General features: G+C 53.4%; 14 protein-coding genes and 4 tRNA genes. 10 read left to right on the top strand and 8 right to left on the bottom strand.

Going from position 1 to position 14,261, the window contains the following annotated elements; all coding sequences use genetic code 11:
* Position 1 precedes the first annotated feature (1 nt).
* Positions 2–154, bottom strand: coding sequence for a DUF5951 family protein (locus CSE01S_RS23490; protein ID WP_350397303.1), 153 nt, complete (start codon positions 152–154; stop codon positions 2–4).
* A gap of 6 nt (positions 155–160) precedes the next feature.
* Between CSE01S_RS23490 and CSE01S_RS03180 the strand changes: the two genes are divergently transcribed.
* Positions 161–236 (top strand) — tRNA-Asn (locus tag CSE01S_RS03180).
* A gap of 56 nt (positions 237–292) precedes the next feature.
* On the opposite strand, the gene CSE01S_RS03175 is transcribed toward CSE01S_RS03180, so the two are convergent.
* From CSE01S_RS03175 to CSE01S_RS03165, 3 genes are all read right to left on the bottom strand, one after another.
* Positions 293–1,747 (bottom strand): AMP nucleosidase, encoded by a 1,455-nt coding sequence (locus CSE01S_RS03175; RefSeq protein ID WP_042284105.1) that lies wholly within the window; start codon positions 1,745–1,747, stop codon positions 293–295.
* Positions 1,748–1,862: 115 nt separating this feature from the next.
* Positions 1,863–3,179, bottom strand: coding sequence for a shikimate transporter (gene shiA / locus CSE01S_RS03170; RefSeq protein ID WP_042284103.1), 1,317 nt, complete (start codon positions 3,177–3,179; stop codon positions 1,863–1,865).
* A gap of 208 nt (positions 3,180–3,387) precedes the next feature.
* Positions 3,388–3,463 (bottom strand) — tRNA-Asn (locus CSE01S_RS03165).
* Between the two features lie 324 nt (positions 3,464–3,787).
* On the opposite strand from CSE01S_RS03165, the gene nac reads away from it, so the two are divergent.
* The gene (gene nac / locus CSE01S_RS03160; protein ID WP_042284100.1) at positions 3,788–4,705 is read left to right on the top strand and encodes a nitrogen assimilation transcriptional regulator NAC; all 918 of its coding nucleotides are present in this window, start codon (positions 3,788–3,790) and stop codon (positions 4,703–4,705) included.
* A gap of 101 nt (positions 4,706–4,806) precedes the next feature.
* Complete coding sequence (gene cbl, locus CSE01S_RS03155; protein ID WP_042284098.1) at positions 4,807–5,757, top strand: HTH-type transcriptional regulator Cbl; 951 nt, start codon at positions 4,807–4,809, stop codon at positions 5,755–5,757.
* Between the two features lie 37 nt (positions 5,758–5,794).
* On the opposite strand, the gene CSE01S_RS03150 is transcribed toward cbl, so the two are convergent.
* Both CSE01S_RS03150 and mtfA read right to left on the bottom strand, forming a co-directional pair.
* Positions 5,795–5,870 (bottom strand) — tRNA-Asn (locus CSE01S_RS03150).
* Positions 5,871–5,970: 100 nt separating this feature from the next.
* Entirely contained in the window at positions 5,971–6,768 is a 798-nt protein-coding gene (gene mtfA, locus CSE01S_RS03145) for a DgsA anti-repressor MtfA (RefSeq protein WP_042284095.1), read from the bottom strand.
* A 93-nt stretch (positions 6,769–6,861) separates the two neighbouring features.
* Here mtfA and CSE01S_RS03140 point away from each other — a divergent pair.
* A tRNA-Ser gene (locus CSE01S_RS03140) sits at positions 6,862–6,951 on the top strand.
* Positions 6,952–7,154: 203 nt separating this feature from the next.
* Here the strand turns inward: CSE01S_RS03140 and ompC are convergent.
* Positions 7,155–8,327, bottom strand: coding sequence for a porin OmpC (ompC, locus tag CSE01S_RS03135; protein WP_042284093.1), 1,173 nt, complete (start codon positions 8,325–8,327; stop codon positions 7,155–7,157).
* 650 nt (positions 8,328–8,977) lie between these two features.
* Here ompC and drpB point away from each other — a divergent pair.
* Genes drpB through CSE01S_RS03115 form a run of 4 tightly spaced genes read left to right on the top strand, consistent with a single transcriptional unit; the run spans position 8,978 to position 11,930 of the window.
* Positions 8,978–9,247: a cell division protein DrpB gene (drpB, locus tag CSE01S_RS03130; RefSeq protein ID WP_082636905.1), complete on the top strand. Its 270-nt coding sequence runs from the start codon at positions 8,978–8,980 to the stop codon at positions 9,245–9,247.
* Positions 9,248–9,299: 52 nt separating this feature from the next.
* Positions 9,300–9,998, top strand: a complete 699-nt coding sequence (locus CSE01S_RS03125; RefSeq protein ID WP_042284090.1) for a phosphohydrolase — start codon at positions 9,300–9,302, stop codon at positions 9,996–9,998.
* Positions 9,999–10,048: 50 nt separating this feature from the next.
* Complete coding sequence (locus CSE01S_RS03120) at positions 10,049–11,482, top strand: DNA cytosine methyltransferase (protein ID WP_042284086.1); 1,434 nt, start codon at positions 10,049–10,051, stop codon at positions 11,480–11,482.
* Positions 11,463–11,930: a very short patch repair endonuclease gene (locus CSE01S_RS03115; RefSeq protein WP_042284083.1), complete on the top strand. Its 468-nt coding sequence runs from the start codon at positions 11,463–11,465 to the stop codon at positions 11,928–11,930. The genes CSE01S_RS03120 and CSE01S_RS03115 overlap by 20 nt, the downstream gene beginning before the upstream one ends.
* Here CSE01S_RS03115 and yedA read toward each other — a convergent pair.
* On the bottom strand, positions 11,922–12,842 hold the full coding sequence (yedA, locus tag CSE01S_RS03110; protein WP_042284075.1) for a drug/metabolite exporter YedA: 921 nt from the start codon (positions 12,840–12,842) through the stop codon (positions 11,922–11,924). The genes CSE01S_RS03115 and yedA overlap by 9 nt on opposite strands.
* Positions 12,843–13,017: 175 nt before the next feature.
* Between yedA and CSE01S_RS03105 the strand changes: the two genes are divergently transcribed.
* Both CSE01S_RS03105 and CSE01S_RS03100 read left to right on the top strand, forming a co-directional pair.
* A complete protein-coding gene (locus tag CSE01S_RS03105; RefSeq protein WP_042284072.1) occupies positions 13,018–13,929 on the top strand; it encodes a DUF808 family protein in 912 nt (303 codons plus the stop codon).
* 77 nt (positions 13,930–14,006) lie between these two features.
* Entirely contained in the window at positions 14,007–14,192 is a 186-nt protein-coding gene (locus tag CSE01S_RS03100) for a YodC family protein (protein WP_042284069.1), read from the top strand.
* Positions 14,193–14,261: the final 69 nt, after the last annotated feature.

The following is a 14,261-nucleotide window of genomic DNA, read 5'->3' as shown; positions in this document are numbered from 1 at the left end:
TTCAAATGATGAGGGAGAAAGTAAAAAGCTGCAAAGTTTTTTCCCTGGAAAATGGCCGTAATTGCAACAAATTGTTGAGAGAAACGGCAACTGAACGTTGTTGTTGGAAATGGGGTTTGACAAAAGATTTTTCGCCGTTAAGATAAGCCTCCACAACGATTCCTCTGTAGTTCAGTCGGTAGAACGGCGGACTGTTAATCCGTATGTCACTGGTTCGAGTCCAGTCAGAGGAGCCAGATTTAAAGAAGCCCGCTTTTTAGCGGGCTTTTTGCTTTTCGGATTCAGAAGAAAATCAACGGAACGGTGGTTCGTTGAAGGTACGCAGCTTGCGCGAGTGCAGGCGGTCGCCTTCCGCGCGCAGCAGGTCAATGGCGCGAATGCCGATTTGCAGGTGCTCGGAGATCGCGCCCTCATAGAAACGGTTCGCCTGGCCGGGCAGTTTGATCTCGCCATGCAGCGGTTTATCTGACACGCACAGCAGCGTTCCATACGGCACCCGGAAGCGATAACCCTGTGCGGCGATGGTCGCGCTTTCCATATCAATCGCGACTGCGCGGCTCAGGTTAAATCGCAGCGCCGAGGCAGAATAACGCAGCTCCCAGTTGCGATCGGAGGTGGTTACCACGGTACCGGTACGCAGCCGCTGTTTCACCTCTTCACCCGGCATACCGCTGACCAGCTTCGTGGCGTCATACAGCGCGCGCTGGACTTCCGCGATGCTTGGGATTGGAATATCCGGGGGCAGTACCGCATCCAGCACCTGATCGTCGCGCAGGTAAGCATGCGCGAGCACATAATCGCCTATAGCCTGACTTTCGCGCAGACCACCGCAGTGGCCAATCATCAACCAGACGTCAGGGCGCAGCACCGCCAGATGATCGCAAATGGTCTTGGCGTTTGACGGACCCACCCCAATATTCACCAGCGTAATGCCTTGCCCATCGGCGGTGATAAGGTGCCAGGCGGGCATCTGATGCTTTTTCCACGCCAGATCCGAAATCGCTTCTTCGGGCGCTTCTGTTTCTGCCGTAATCCAGATACCGCCCGCGCAGGAAAGAGCAATATAAGGACTGTCCGGATCGAGGATCTGACTGCATCCCCATCGGACAAACTCATCAACATAACGGGTGTAGTTGGTGAACAAGACAAACGGCTGAAAATGTTCCACCGGGGTACCCGTGTAATGGCGTAGCCGCGCGAGGGAAAAATCGACCCGGCGCGCATCAAAATGCGACAGCGGCGAAAATTCTGCCGGATGATAAATACCGTCTGCCGTTTCATCACCAATCTGCGCCAGCTCAGTGGTGGGGAAGTGTCGGGTTAACCCGGCGCTCATGGAACGGTCCAGCGTCAGCTCGGATCCGTCAATCACGTAGGGGTAGGGGATCTCATGCTGTGAAGGCTCTACGGTGATATGCGCGTCGTAATCCTGATAAAGCAGCGTAAGCTGTTCTTCAAGATAGCGACGGAACAGCGTCGGGCGAGTGACGGTAGTTGAGTAACATCCCGCGTGAGTGAAGCGACCATAGGCGCGCGTTTTTGGCGGGTTGGTGGCATTACCGTCCCAGCTCACGGAAAGCGACGGATAAACAAAAAGACCTTTATTGCGGGCGGTGATATCGGGAAGCTCCCCGGTTTCAATGTACTGGCCAATGGCACTGCGCAACGCCTGAACCGACTGCTCATATAGCGCGTCAAGTTTTTCCAACGCTTGCGCTGGCGTCAGGCTGGAGCCCTTACTCTTCATCTGTGTCTCCTTGTTTTACAGGTGTACTGCTCACCCGATAGTATGTCAGGCGTTTATGAAACAAAAGTGAGAGTTTTTGAGAGGATGCGAGAGCCGAATGGCCCTCGCAATACGATCAGGCGTGTTGCTTATCTTTCATAAATAATGCGGTGAGGGCTGAAATCAGGCAACCTGCCAGTAAATAGAGGGCGACACTGTGCCAGCTCCCACCAAAGAAGGTGACCAGCGCAGCGGCGATGAAAGGCGTAAAGCCGCCGCCCACCACGCTCGCCACCTGGTAACCGACACCCGCCCCGCTGTAGCGATAACCAGCGCCAAACATGCCGGTAAACATCGGCTGCTGAACGCAAACCACCATGTCATGCGCGATGTTGGCAAGCATGATGGAAAAGAACACGATCCAGAACAGAGATTGCGCTTCAAGCGCCATAAAGAAGGGAAACGCGCTGAGCGTCCCTATCAGCGCTCCGGTAATATAGACGCGACGACGACCAAAACGATCGGCCATCCAGGCGAACAGAGGGATGGTCAGGCAGCTTAATCCACCGACCAGCAGGCCGATATTCAAAAAAAGCTCACGTGGCAGACCGAGATTCTGCGTCGAATAGTTCAGCGCAAACGCGGTAACGATATACATCGTCAGAAGCTCACACAGGCGCAGAGCGATAATTTTCAAAAACGCGCCAGGATGTTGTGCGAGCGCTTCGAGAACCGGCAGCCGCTTTTTCGCCTCGGGCGCTTGTTCTCTTTGTTGCTCAAATTCGGCGGATTCTTCCATTCCGTTTCGCACCCACAGCGCGCCCAGCACCAGAACGATGCTGAACAGGAAGGGAATACGCCAGCCCCAACTCAGAAACTGCTCATCGGTGGTCAGATAGCTGATTAACGACACCAGCCCCGTCGAGAGCAACAGACCGACGCCGTATCCCACTTGTACGCCACTGCTGTAAAACGCTTTTTTGTGTTCTGGCGCACTTTCAACGGAGAGTAACGCCGCGCCGCCCCATTCGCCTCCCACGGCAAAGCCCTGAATCGCGCGCAGCACGACCAGCATAACCGGCGCCCACCAGCCGATAGTGGCGAATGAAGGCAGGATACCGATTAGCGCAGTGGCAATCCCCATCATCCAGACGGTGAGCATCAGCATCCGTTTGCGCCCCAGACGATCGCCGAAGTGGCCGAAAATCACCCCACCAAGCGGGCGGAACAGGAACCCGACGCCAAAGGTCGCAAAGGCAGCGAGCGTACCCATCGCCGGACTGACCTGAGGGAAAAATTCGCTATTAAAGACCAGCGCGGCGGTGATGCCATAAAGCAGAAAGTCATACCAGTCGACAACCGCGCCGGCAAAACTGCCCAGCGCAGCGCGCCGGGCACGATGAAGTGAAGGTGTTTGCTCCTGCGCGGAAGCGGAGATGAGGGTGGAATCCATAGTAATCCTGTCAGTACTGTTTTTATTATTAGTATGGGAATCAAGGTCACACACATTGCGGCCGAAGTATAAGTGGCTGTTATGAGACTACCGCGACAGGCTGAAAGAGAAAACGATTTTTATTCTTGTTTGGCGAAGAACAGGAAAATATAGGCTTTATGGCGAGAAGAAAAGCAAAAAGCCCGCTAAAAGCGGGCTTTTTTAAATTTGGCTCCTCTGACTGGACTCGAACCAGTGACATACGGATTAACAGTCCGCCGTTCTACCGACTGAACTACAGAGGAATCGTGTGAACGGGGCGCATATTAACGAGGGTGCCCGATGTTGTCAAAGGGGGAAATACAATTGTGCGTTTGTTTGTCGACAAAACAAGCAAAGCGGCGAACTTCTGATCGTTGATCTTTGCCCTCTTCTGGTGCAGTGCTACCCCGAATGGGGCAGATCAAAAAGCGCTGACGGCACAGGGCCATAAGCGGAACAATCATAAGCGCTTATTTTTTGGGAGGTTAAGACGCGCGAAAACCTTGATAAGAAACTGGCAAGTATCTTGCAGTTCTCTCCTGACATCACTGCCAGCATAGGTTCTGGCATTCCCGACAGGAGGCAAAATGAACTTCAGACGACTGAAATATTTCGTGAAAATTGTCGATATTGGTAGCCTGACCCAGGCCGCTGAAGTATTGCACATCGCCCAGCCTGCTTTGAGTCAACAGGTCGCCACGCTGGAGGGTGAACTGAACCAACAGTTATTGATACGCACCAAGCGGGGTGTAACCCCGACCGAAGCGGGGAAGATCCTTTACACTCATGCCCGCGCGATCCTGCGTCAGTGCGAGCAGGCGCAACTGGCAGTCTATAACGTGGGCCAGACCCTGACGGGGCAGGTGTCGATTGGACTGGCGCCGGGAACGGCGGCCTCGTCGGTGACCATGCCGCTGCTCCAGGCCGTACGCGCGGAACTGCCTGAAGTACTGGTTTATTTACATGAAAACAGCGGCGCAGTGCTCAACGATAAGTTACTCAGCGGTCATCTTGATATGGCTGTATTGTATGAGCGTTCACCGCTGGCGGGTATTTCCAGCCAGCCACTGCTGAAAGAAGATCTGTTTCTGGTCGGCACCCGAGATTGCCCTGGCCCGAGTGTCGACCTCACCGCCGTCGCTCAGATGAATCTGTTCCTGCCGCGCGACTACAGTGCCGTGCGTTTGCGGGTCGATGAGGCTTTTTCACTGCGTCGCTTAACCGCGAAGGTCATCGGAGAGATAGAATCGATCGCCACCCTGACCGCCGCGATTGCCAGTGGAATGGGGGTCACCGTATTGCCGGAATCCGCTGCGCGTTCATTATGCGGTGCGGCAAATGGTTGGATGGCGCGGATCACAGCGCCGTCCATGAATCTGTCGTTGTCGCTGAATATATCGGCACGAGGCAGTTTGTCGCCACAGGCGCAGGCGGTGAAAGAGATCCTGCTGTCATTGGTCAGTAGCCCGGCACTGGCAAATCGCGAGCTGCAACTGGTCAGTTAGGCCTTATTCCCTGACGGAATAAGTTGCGGGTTTTTATTATTTGTTATGCCGGACGTCAGACTTTAACAATAGCGTAATGTCTGATGTTTCCGGAGCAACACGTGAATTTCCAGCAGCTAAAAATTATTCGGGAGGCGGCCCGTCGGGATTTCAACCTGACCGATGTTGCCAATATGCTGTATACCTCGCAGTCAGGTGTCAGTCGACATATTCGGGAACTGGAGGATGAGTTAGGCATCGAAATCTTTATCCGCAGGGGAAAGCGTCTTCTAGGCATGACCGAACCGGGTAAGGCGCTGTTAGCGATCGCTGAGCGGATCCTTAATGAAGCCAGTAACGTCCGGCGTCTGGCGGATCTATTTACCAACGACACGTCCGGTGTGCTTACTATCGCCACAACCCATACCCAGGCGCGCTATAGTCTGCCAGACGTGATCAAAGCGTTCCGCGATATTTTTCCGGAAGTTCGTCTGGAGTTGATTCAGGGCACGCCACAGGAAATTGAAACCTTACTGCACAATGGAGAGGCGGACATTGGTATCGCCAGCGAGCGGCTGAGTAACGATCCGCTATTGGTCGCATTTCCGTGGTTTCGCTGGTATCACAGCCTGCTCGTGCCTGTCGAACATCCGCTGACGCAGTCCTCTCCGCTCACGCTTGAGGCCATCGCACAGTGGCCGTTGATTACTTACCGTCAGGGCATTACCGGGCGTTCGCGTATTGATGAGGCGTTCGCACGTAAGGGGCTGCTGACGGATATCGTGCTTAGCGCGCAGGATTCCGACGTAATTAAAACCTACGTCGCACTGGGGCTGGGCATTGGTCTCGTGGCGGAACAGTCCAGCGGCGAGCGGGAAGAGGGGACGTTGGTGCGCCTGGATACCCGGCATCTCTTCGACGCCAATACCGTTTGGCTGGGGTTGAAACGCGGGCAGTTACAGCGCAATTACGTCTGGCGATTTATTGAGTTATGTAACGCGGGCCTGTCGGTTGAGGAGATTAAACGGCAGGTGATGGAACCGGACGAGGTAGTGATTGATTACCAGATATAAAGCAAAAAGCCCGCTAAAAAGCGGGCTTCTTTAAATTTGGCTCCTCTGACTGGACTCGAACCAGTGACATACGGATTAACAGTCCGCCGTTCTACCGACTGAACTACAGAGGAATCGTGTGAACGAGGCGCATAATACTGGCCGCACTACAGCGTGTCAACTGTAAAATTAACACGCTTTTTCAATTGGTTAATTAATCCTCAAAACAATAAATTAATGAACCTGCGAAGGTGGAGGCGCGTCCTCTTCCTGGCTGTCGCGTAGCCGTTGCAGCGGGTCCTGCTGATAGAACTGGCAAAACCGTTGCCAGAGTGCAGGGAAGCGTGGGGCGAAAAGCTCCGGCGCGCTGAAAAAGTACTCTGACAAAACAGCAAAACACTCGGCGGGATCGCTCGCTGCGTAAGCGTCGATGCTTGATGCTGTTTCGCCCACCAGATCAATTTCATCCTGAATATTGTTCATTGCCGCGTGCAGGTCATGCTCCCAACTGGCCACTTCGCGCAGTGGGATGAGCGGAATGCCACTGGCGCGATCGCCGTTACGCATGTCCAGCTTGTGCGCCACTTCGTGAATGATCAAATTGAAACCGGAAGCATCGAAGGAGTCCTGAATATCCAGCCAGTTCAGGATAATCGGCCCTTGCTGCCAGCTTTGTCCAGACTGCACGACCCGCTGGTTATGCACCAGACCAATGTCGTCTTCCCATTCATCATCGACGACAAACGGAGCAGGGTAGATGAGCACCTCATGGAAACCATCGAGCCATTCGATGCCCAATTCCAGCACCGGAAGACAAAAAAGCAGGGCAATACGCGCGCTTTTCAATGCGTCGAGTTCGAATCCCTGAAGTGCGACCAGCCTTTTTTGCTGTAAGAATCGTTCCGCCAGCGCGATCAGTCTGGCTTGTTCCTGCGCGGTTAGGGTCATCAGCAAGGGGATAGCGAGGGCTTCCTCCCACTGAGCGGACGCATTTTGCGCGTTATCTTGTGCTTTCCAGGGCCACTTTATCATCGTTTTGCTCGCAAACTCGTCACTTGAACAAAATTGAAGGGACAGGGTCTGTTAAAATGCCAAATTACCTGGCATCATGGCAACCATCAAAACGGAGAGATGCCGGAGCGGCTGAACGGACCGGTCTCGAAAACCGGAGTAGGGGCAACTCTACCGGGGGTTCAAATCCCCCTCTCTCCGCCACTATTCAAGCACTTACCCCACCCGCTGTCAGTGACGCAACTCTCGTTGAGCAAAATGAATTGACGAACTCACGTTTTTTACGCCTTGATGTGCGTCATGTTTTTCTACCGTGTCTGGACAATTTCGGACATATCAAAGACGTGAGACTGGTATAGCAGGCAACAAAAAGCCCGCCAGAGGCGGGCTTGGGTGAGACGGTGGGATTAGAACTGATACACTAAGCCCACTGCAACGATATCATCGGTTGCGATACCGTTATCCGCGTAGAAGTTATCGTCTTCGTCCAGCAGGTTGATTTTGTAGTCTACGTAGGTGGACATGTTTTTGTTGAAGTAGTAAGTCATACCCACGTCAACGTATTTCACCAGATCTTTGTCGACATAGCGCCAGTGACCACGATGAATATCCTGGCCGCCTAAGTCGACGCCTTTAGATTGCAGGTACGCGATAGACGGACGCAGACCGAAGTCGAACTGATACTGTGCGACAACTTCGATGTTTTGGGTCTTGTTAGCGATGCCGCCTTCAAAATCTTCACCACTTCCGTAAGAAGTCATATTGCGGGTTTCTGCATACATGGCTGCCAGATAAACGTCGTTAGCATCGTATTTCGCGCCAACGGTCCAGGCTTCAGCCGTTTCGCCGCCAGCATATTTGTTAGCCTGACTGCGATCGCCATAACCGCGACGAACCTGATTATCGGTACGATCGGAAGTAGAGTAAGCAGCCCCCAGGCTCAGCCCGAAGTCAAAGTCGTAAGACGCGGACATACCGAAACCGTCGCCATTCTCACGTGCCAGTTTACGTTTGCCGCCATTACCTGTGCCTTCACCTGAACCCGGGTTTTCATTGTTACCCTGATACTGCAGCGCAAAATTCAGACCGTCTACCTGTCCAAAGAAACCGTTATTACGGTAGGTGGCAACGCCATTGGTACGTCCGGTCATGTAGACATCGGTCTGCGACCAGGTATCACCGCCGAACTCCGGCAGCATATCGGTCCATGCTTCAACGTCGTAAACCACACCGTAATTGCGACCGTAGTCGAAGGTGCCATTCTGACCGAAGCCTAAACCCGCGAAACCCAGACGGGTCCAGGAGTTAGCGCCTTCGCCTTCAGTGGTATTTGCCTGGATATTGTATTCCCACTGACCGAAGCCCGTTAACATGTCGTTGATTTGCGTTTCGCCTTTGAAGCCTAAACGCGCATAAGACATATCGCCGTCGTTATCCGTGTCATCAGAGAAATAGTGCAGACCATCAACTTTGCCGTACAGGTCCAGTTTATTGCCGTCTTTATTATAGATTTCCGCTGCATTTGCTGCGCCCGCAACCAATAATGCCGGGACAAGCATTGCCAATACTTTTCTTTTCATTATGTATTCCCTTATGATAATAACCATCATGAATAAGTGCTTTTTTCACGAAAGCACATTTGGATACTATTCTAAAGAGTTCATTTTATTTTAAATATTACATGTAACAAATGTATTTAAAATATTTCAATATGTGTCTAACAGGGAATTTAAAATTCATTATATATGAGTCGATTACAATGTATTCATGATTGTTATCTATTTATATCAGATAGTTATTGGTTTTTGAGGTTGATTTTTACAATGAATATTTTATGCCTTCTCAAACACGACGCTTCAGGGGATAAGCATAAAAAAAACCGACATAAATGCCGGTTGTAAATGAGGGGGTAAATAAACGATAAAAAGGCTAATAACCTAATGATAATGCCATGTTTGATCTAAAGAGAAAAGGGCGCAGATAAAACACAATTATTATTATTGTCATCAATACATTCACTCGCAATAAACCTGAAATAAGAGGTAAAATAGTGTTGATATGCGAGATTTTCAGGCGCATGGGTAATTTGCGCCGGATCAAAACATATGCAAAATAAATGGTTGGTTTTTAGACAATCACCTCCACACCCGCATAATGTGACTATACTCACAAACAGTTAAGTGAAATTTTTCTGCATCAGATCACAAAACTGGAGATTTCTTTGAGTCGTCTGGAAGTAAACGCAAGCCGTAGCCTGGGGGGCAAACTGGCGCTGTGGGTATTTTATGTCTTTTGCCTCTATTTCATCTGGGCAATGTTGCATTATGTATGGGTTATCAGTCATGTCGAATCTGCTCCGGTTGCCGGATTCGACAGCAGCCCCGGTTCAACCAGCGGGAAATGGCTGGGGGCGTTGCTCGGCTTTGTGGTGCTAAGCGTCGTGGGTGCCATTCTCGGCGCTATCGCCTGGTATACGCGCCCGCGCACCTCGTCAGAGTGAACGCGGCGCTAAAAATTGCTACTGTAGCGGTTTCAAACGCACGGGAGGCAATGTGGATCTTCAGCACTGGCAGTCACAATTTGAAGCGTGGTTAGCCAACCACCATAACCAACAGGACGCCGCCCACGATATCTTCCATTTCCGCCGGGTCTGGGCGACTTCTCGTCAGCTCAGTCGTGGGCTGGCTGTGGATGAACTCGTGGTACTGACGGCTTGTTATTTTCATGACATTGTCAGTCTTGCTAAAAATCATCCTGAACGCCACCGCTCGTCTGTCCTTGCTGCCGCGGAAGCGCGCCGTATTCTTATTCATGACTTTCCCGGCTTCCCGGCATCACGGTTAGCGGCGGTTTGTCACGCCATTGAAGCCCATAGCTTCAGCGCCAATATAGCCCCCGTTACCCTGGAAGCGAAAATCGTACAGGACGCCGACCGGCTTGAAGCGCTGGGGGCGATTGGCCTGGCGCGTGTCTTCGCCGTTTCGGGTTCGTTAGGCGCGGCGCTATTCGATGCGGAAGATCCGCTTGCCCGGCGGCGAGCGCTAAACGATAAACAGTTCGCGCTCGATCACTTCCAGACCAAACTGCTGGCGTTGCCCAACACCATGCAAACCGCCCGGGGGAGGGAACTGGCGCGACACAACGCAGATTTCCTGGTGACCTACATGGCGAAGCTCAGCGCCGAGCTGAAAGGCGAGTATGCGTCGCTGGACGCCACGGTGATTGCGGCGTTTAGCCCCAACCACGCGTGACGCCAAATTTATGTTACTCTCACATCACTCTTTTTTGGCCGGTTGAAGATATGCAGCACACTCTCTCAGTAGCGGACTCGCTGATTCCTGCGACAGACAATAGCGCGGAGTCGATACAGGCGATGCTGGCGAAGTTAATGGAAATCTATGATGTCAAAACGCTGGTGGCGCAGCTGAACGGGGTTGGCGAACACCACTGGAGTCCGGCCATCTTAAAGCGTGCGGTGGCGAACGCCTCGGTCTGGCATCGGCTGAGTGAACGTGAAGCGGCGCATTTGCGTACGTTGCTTCCCGCGCCGCCAGCGCATCATCCCCATTATGCTTTTCGCTTTATCGATCTTTTTGCGGGCATAGGCGGGATCCGCCGCGGGTTTGAAGCGATCGGCGGGCAGTGTGTTTTTACCAGCGAATGGAATAAACATGCGGTACGCACGTATAAAGCTAACTACTACTGCGACCCGGACAGCCATCACTTTAATGAAGATATCCGCGATGTCACGCTGAGCCACCGCGAAGGCGTGAATGACGCTCAGGCGGCAGAGCACATTCGCCAGCATGTGCCGGAACACGATGTACTCCTGGCGGGCTTCCCCTGTCAGCCGTTTTCTCTGGCTGGCGTGTCGAAGAAGAATGCGCTCGGTCGCGCTCACGGTTTCGCCTGCGATACGCAGGGCACGCTGTTTTTTGATGTCGTGCGCATCATTGACGCGCGGCGTCCGCCGATCTTTGTGCTGGAAAACGTGAAAAACCTGAAAAGCCACGATCAGGGTAAAACGTTCCGCATCATTATGCAGACGCTTGACGAGCTGGGTTATGACGTGGCGGATGCAGAGGACAATGGCCCTGACGATCCGAAGATCATTGATGGCAAACATTTTCTGCCTCAGCACCGCGAACGCATTGTGCTGGTTGGGTTTCGCCGCGATCTCAACCTCAAGGGCGATTTTACCCTGCGGGACATCACCACGCGTTATCCGCAGCGGCGTATCACCCTTGGCGAACTTCTTGAACCTGTCGTTGAGGCGAAATATGTTCTGACGCCTGTGCTGTGGAAGTATCTCTACCGCTATGCGAAAAAACATCAGGCGAAGGGGAACGGTTTTGGTTATGGCATGGTATACCCGACCAACCCGGACAGCGTCACGCGGACGCTGTCCGCTCGTTACTACAAAGACGGCGCGGAAATTCTGATCGATCGCGGCTGGGATATGGCGAAAGGCGAAGCCCATTTCGACGATCCGCAAAACCAGCAGCATCGTCCGCGTCGCTTAACGCCCAGAGAGTGCGCGCGGCTGATGGGCTTTGAATCGCCGCAGGGATACCAGTTCCGCATTCCGGTTTCCGACACCCAGGCCTATCGTCAGTTTGGCAACTCGGTCATCGTGCCGGCCTTTGCCGCGGTGGCGAGCCTGCTGGAGGAGAAGATCAAAGCCGCTGTCGCCCTGCGTCAGCAAGGGATGGCCAGTGGCGGACGTTCACGATAAGGCCACGCGCAGTAAAAACATGCGGGCCATAGCGACCCGCGATACCGCTATTGAAAAACGTCTTGCCGCGCTGCTGACGGAACAGGGGATCGCCTATCGCGTGCAGGATGCCGGGCTGCCGGGGCGACCTGACTTTGTGATCGACGATTATCGCTGCGTCATTTTCACCCACGGCTGCTTCTGGCATCAGCACCACTGCTATCTGTTTAAGGTGCCGGCGACGCGGACCGCGTTCTGGCTGGAAAAAATTGGCAAAAACGTAGAGCGCGATCGTCGTGATGTTCAGCGTCTAAAGGCGCTCGGCTGGCGGGTATTGGTGGTCTGGGAGTGCGCCCTGCGCGGGCGGGAAAAACTCAGCGACGCCGCTCTGTCCGAACGTCTTGAAGAGTGGATCTGCGGGGATGGCGCCCCCGCGCAGATCGACACGCAGGGAATACACCTACTGTAGCGTTTTTTCTTTTACCGTCGTCGCCACAACCGGTTTAGCCGGGAACAGATATTTACCCAGCGTTACCAGCACGACCGCAAAGACGATAACCCCCAGCGCCAGCCATTCAATCGGCGCCAGACGTTCGCCGCCAAGTCCGGTGCCCAGCAATACCGCCACAACCGGGTTCACATAGGCATAGCTGGTTGCCAGCGCCGGGCTGACGTTGCGGATAAGATACATGTAGGCGTTAATCGCGATGATTGACCCAAACACCGCCAGGTAACCGACGGCGAAGAAGCCGGAAAGCGAGGGCAGCGCGGTAAGCTTTTCACCGCTAAGAAACGACGCGCACATCAGCACCACGCCAGCGGCCAGCATTTCAATGGCGCCCGCCATCATGCCCACCGGTAGCGTAATACGCGAGCCGTAAACGGAGCCGAACGCCCAGCTAATGGAGCCAATCAAAATCAACATCGCCCCCCACGGATTACCGCTTAAATTGCCGCCGCTGTTAAGCATGACAATCCCCGCCAGACCAATCGCAATCCCCATCCACTCGAGCTTGCGGGTCCTGATGCCGAAGAAATGGCTGAAACACAGGGTGAACAACGGGACTGTCGCCACGACTACGGCGGCGATACCCGAAGGGACATTCTGATGTTCAGCCACGGTAACCAGTCCGTTGCCGACGGCTAACAGGAGAATGCCAATCAGCGCGGCGTTTAGCAGGGGCCGTAGCGGTGGGAGCTTATGTCCCCGAAGCAGTAAATAGGCGGTTAACAGCACGCCAGCGGCCAGGAAGCGCACGCCGGCCATCATCAGCGGTGGCCAGCTCTCCACGCCGATACGGATAACGAAATACGTGGAACCCCAAATGATATACAGGGCGAATAACGCACTGAAAAGCGGTAACAACTGCCGAAAACGCATAATCCCTCACGGGCGAAAGAGTCAGAATCAATAGAGTAAACGCGAAAATACCTGCCTGGCGAGCACTATACTCGCAGCATGTTGTTAAATAAATGTTGACGAGCAACATCTGTTTCCGCTCTGCGTGTTTTACTCCATACTTAATGCTTCAAGAAGAAAAATCGAGGGACTTATTTTGGCAGGAAGTAGTTTACTGACGTTACTTGATGATATCGCCACGCTGCTTGACGATATCTCTATGATGGGAAAACTGGCCGCAAAAAAAACCGCGGGCGTACTGGGCGACGATCTGTCGCTTAACGCCCAGCAGGTCACTGGCGTCAGAGCGAACCGCGAGCTGCCGGTGGTCTGGAGCGTGGCGAAAGGCTCATTTATCAACAAAGTGATTCTGGTGCCGCTGGCGCTGCTGATCAGCGCCTTCATCCCCTGGGCGATCACCCCTTTGCTGATGATCGGCGGCGCTTTCCTGTGTTTTGAAGGGGTAGAGAAGGTGCTTCATACTCTTGAATCACGCAAGCACAAGGAAGATCCGGCTGAGCGTAAGAAGCGGCTGGAAGCGTTGGCGGCGCAGGATCCACTGGCCTTTGAGAAGGATAAAATCAAAGGCGCGATCCGAACCGATTTTATCCTGTCGGCTGAAATTGTAGCGATTACGCTTGGGATCGTGGCTGACGCGCCGTTGCTGAATCAGGTGCTGGTACTTTCCGGCATCGCGTTAGTGGTGACGGTGGGCGTTTATGGCCTGGTGGGGATCATCGTTAAGCTGGACGATATGGGCTACTGGCTGGTAGAAAAATCCAGCGCGCTGGCGCGGGCGGTCGGGAAAGGGCTGCTGATTGTCGCGCCGTGGCTGATGAAATCGCTGTCGGTGATTGGCACGCTGGCCATGTTCCTGGTCGGTGGCGGCATTGTGGTGCATGGCGTCGCGCCGTTGCATCACGCCATTGAACATTTTGCCAGCCAGCAGAGTGCCGCGATAGCGCTAATGTTGCCAACGTTGGCGAACCTGGTGCTGGGCTTTATTATCGGCGCCATTGTGGTTGCGTTGGTGAAGATGGTGGCAAAAGTGCGTGGCGTCGCGCACTAATTATCTTCTGTCCAACCAGGCAAAACTCGCCATTCTCGTCTAAGGTGAAAAAGTTTCACATGATACAGGAGGCAGGTATGCACTTTTTGGTCAGTGATGAAGTTACCGTGAAAGAGGGCGGACCACGCATGATTGTCACCGGGTATTCCAGCGGAATGGTGGAGTGTCGGTGGTATGACGGCTTCGGCGTTAAGCGGGAGGCATTCCATGAGAATGAGCTGGTTCCCGGTGACGCAAGGCGCCAGCGTGAAAATGCCAGATAATAAAACGCCCGGTGAATGCCGGGCGTTTTATTAGGCAGAAAAAAAAGCATCGCGTCAGCGATACGTAAC

This window comes from Citrobacter sedlakii NBRC 105722 (assembly GCF_000759835.1).
Classification (GTDB): Bacteria; Pseudomonadota; Gammaproteobacteria; order Enterobacterales; family Enterobacteriaceae; genus Citrobacter_A; species Citrobacter_A sedlakii.
Note: the sequence above shows the minus strand (reverse complement) of the source record. Positions and strands in the feature narration are given on the sequence as shown.

Excerpts from the sequence above, each read along its gene's own strand:
- CSE01S_RS03120 (WP_042284086.1), top strand. The coding sequence starts at position 10,049 with ATGCAGCACACTCTCTCAGTAGCGGACTCGCTGATTCCTGCGACAGAC.
- mtfA (WP_042284095.1), bottom strand. The coding sequence starts at position 6,768 with ATGATAAAGTGGCCCTGGAAAGCACAAGATAACGCGCAAAATGCGTCC.
- nac (WP_042284100.1), top strand. The coding sequence starts at position 3,788 with ATGAACTTCAGACGACTGAAATATTTCGTGAAAATTGTCGATATTGGT.
- CSE01S_RS03175 (WP_042284105.1), bottom strand. The coding sequence starts at position 1,747 with ATGAAGAGTAAGGGCTCCAGCCTGACGCCAGCGCAAGCGTTGGAAAAA.
- CSE01S_RS03100 (WP_042284069.1), top strand. The coding sequence starts at position 14,007 with ATGCACTTTTTGGTCAGTGATGAAGTTACCGTGAAAGAGGGCGGACCA.
- shiA (WP_042284103.1), bottom strand. The coding sequence starts at position 3,179 with ATGGATTCCACCCTCATCTCCGCTTCCGCGCAGGAGCAAACACCTTCA.
- ompC (WP_042284093.1), bottom strand. The coding sequence starts at position 8,327 with ATGAAAAGAAAAGTATTGGCAATGCTTGTCCCGGCATTATTGGTTGCG.
- yedA (WP_042284075.1), bottom strand. The coding sequence starts at position 12,842 with ATGCGTTTTCGGCAGTTGTTACCGCTTTTCAGTGCGTTATTCGCCCTG.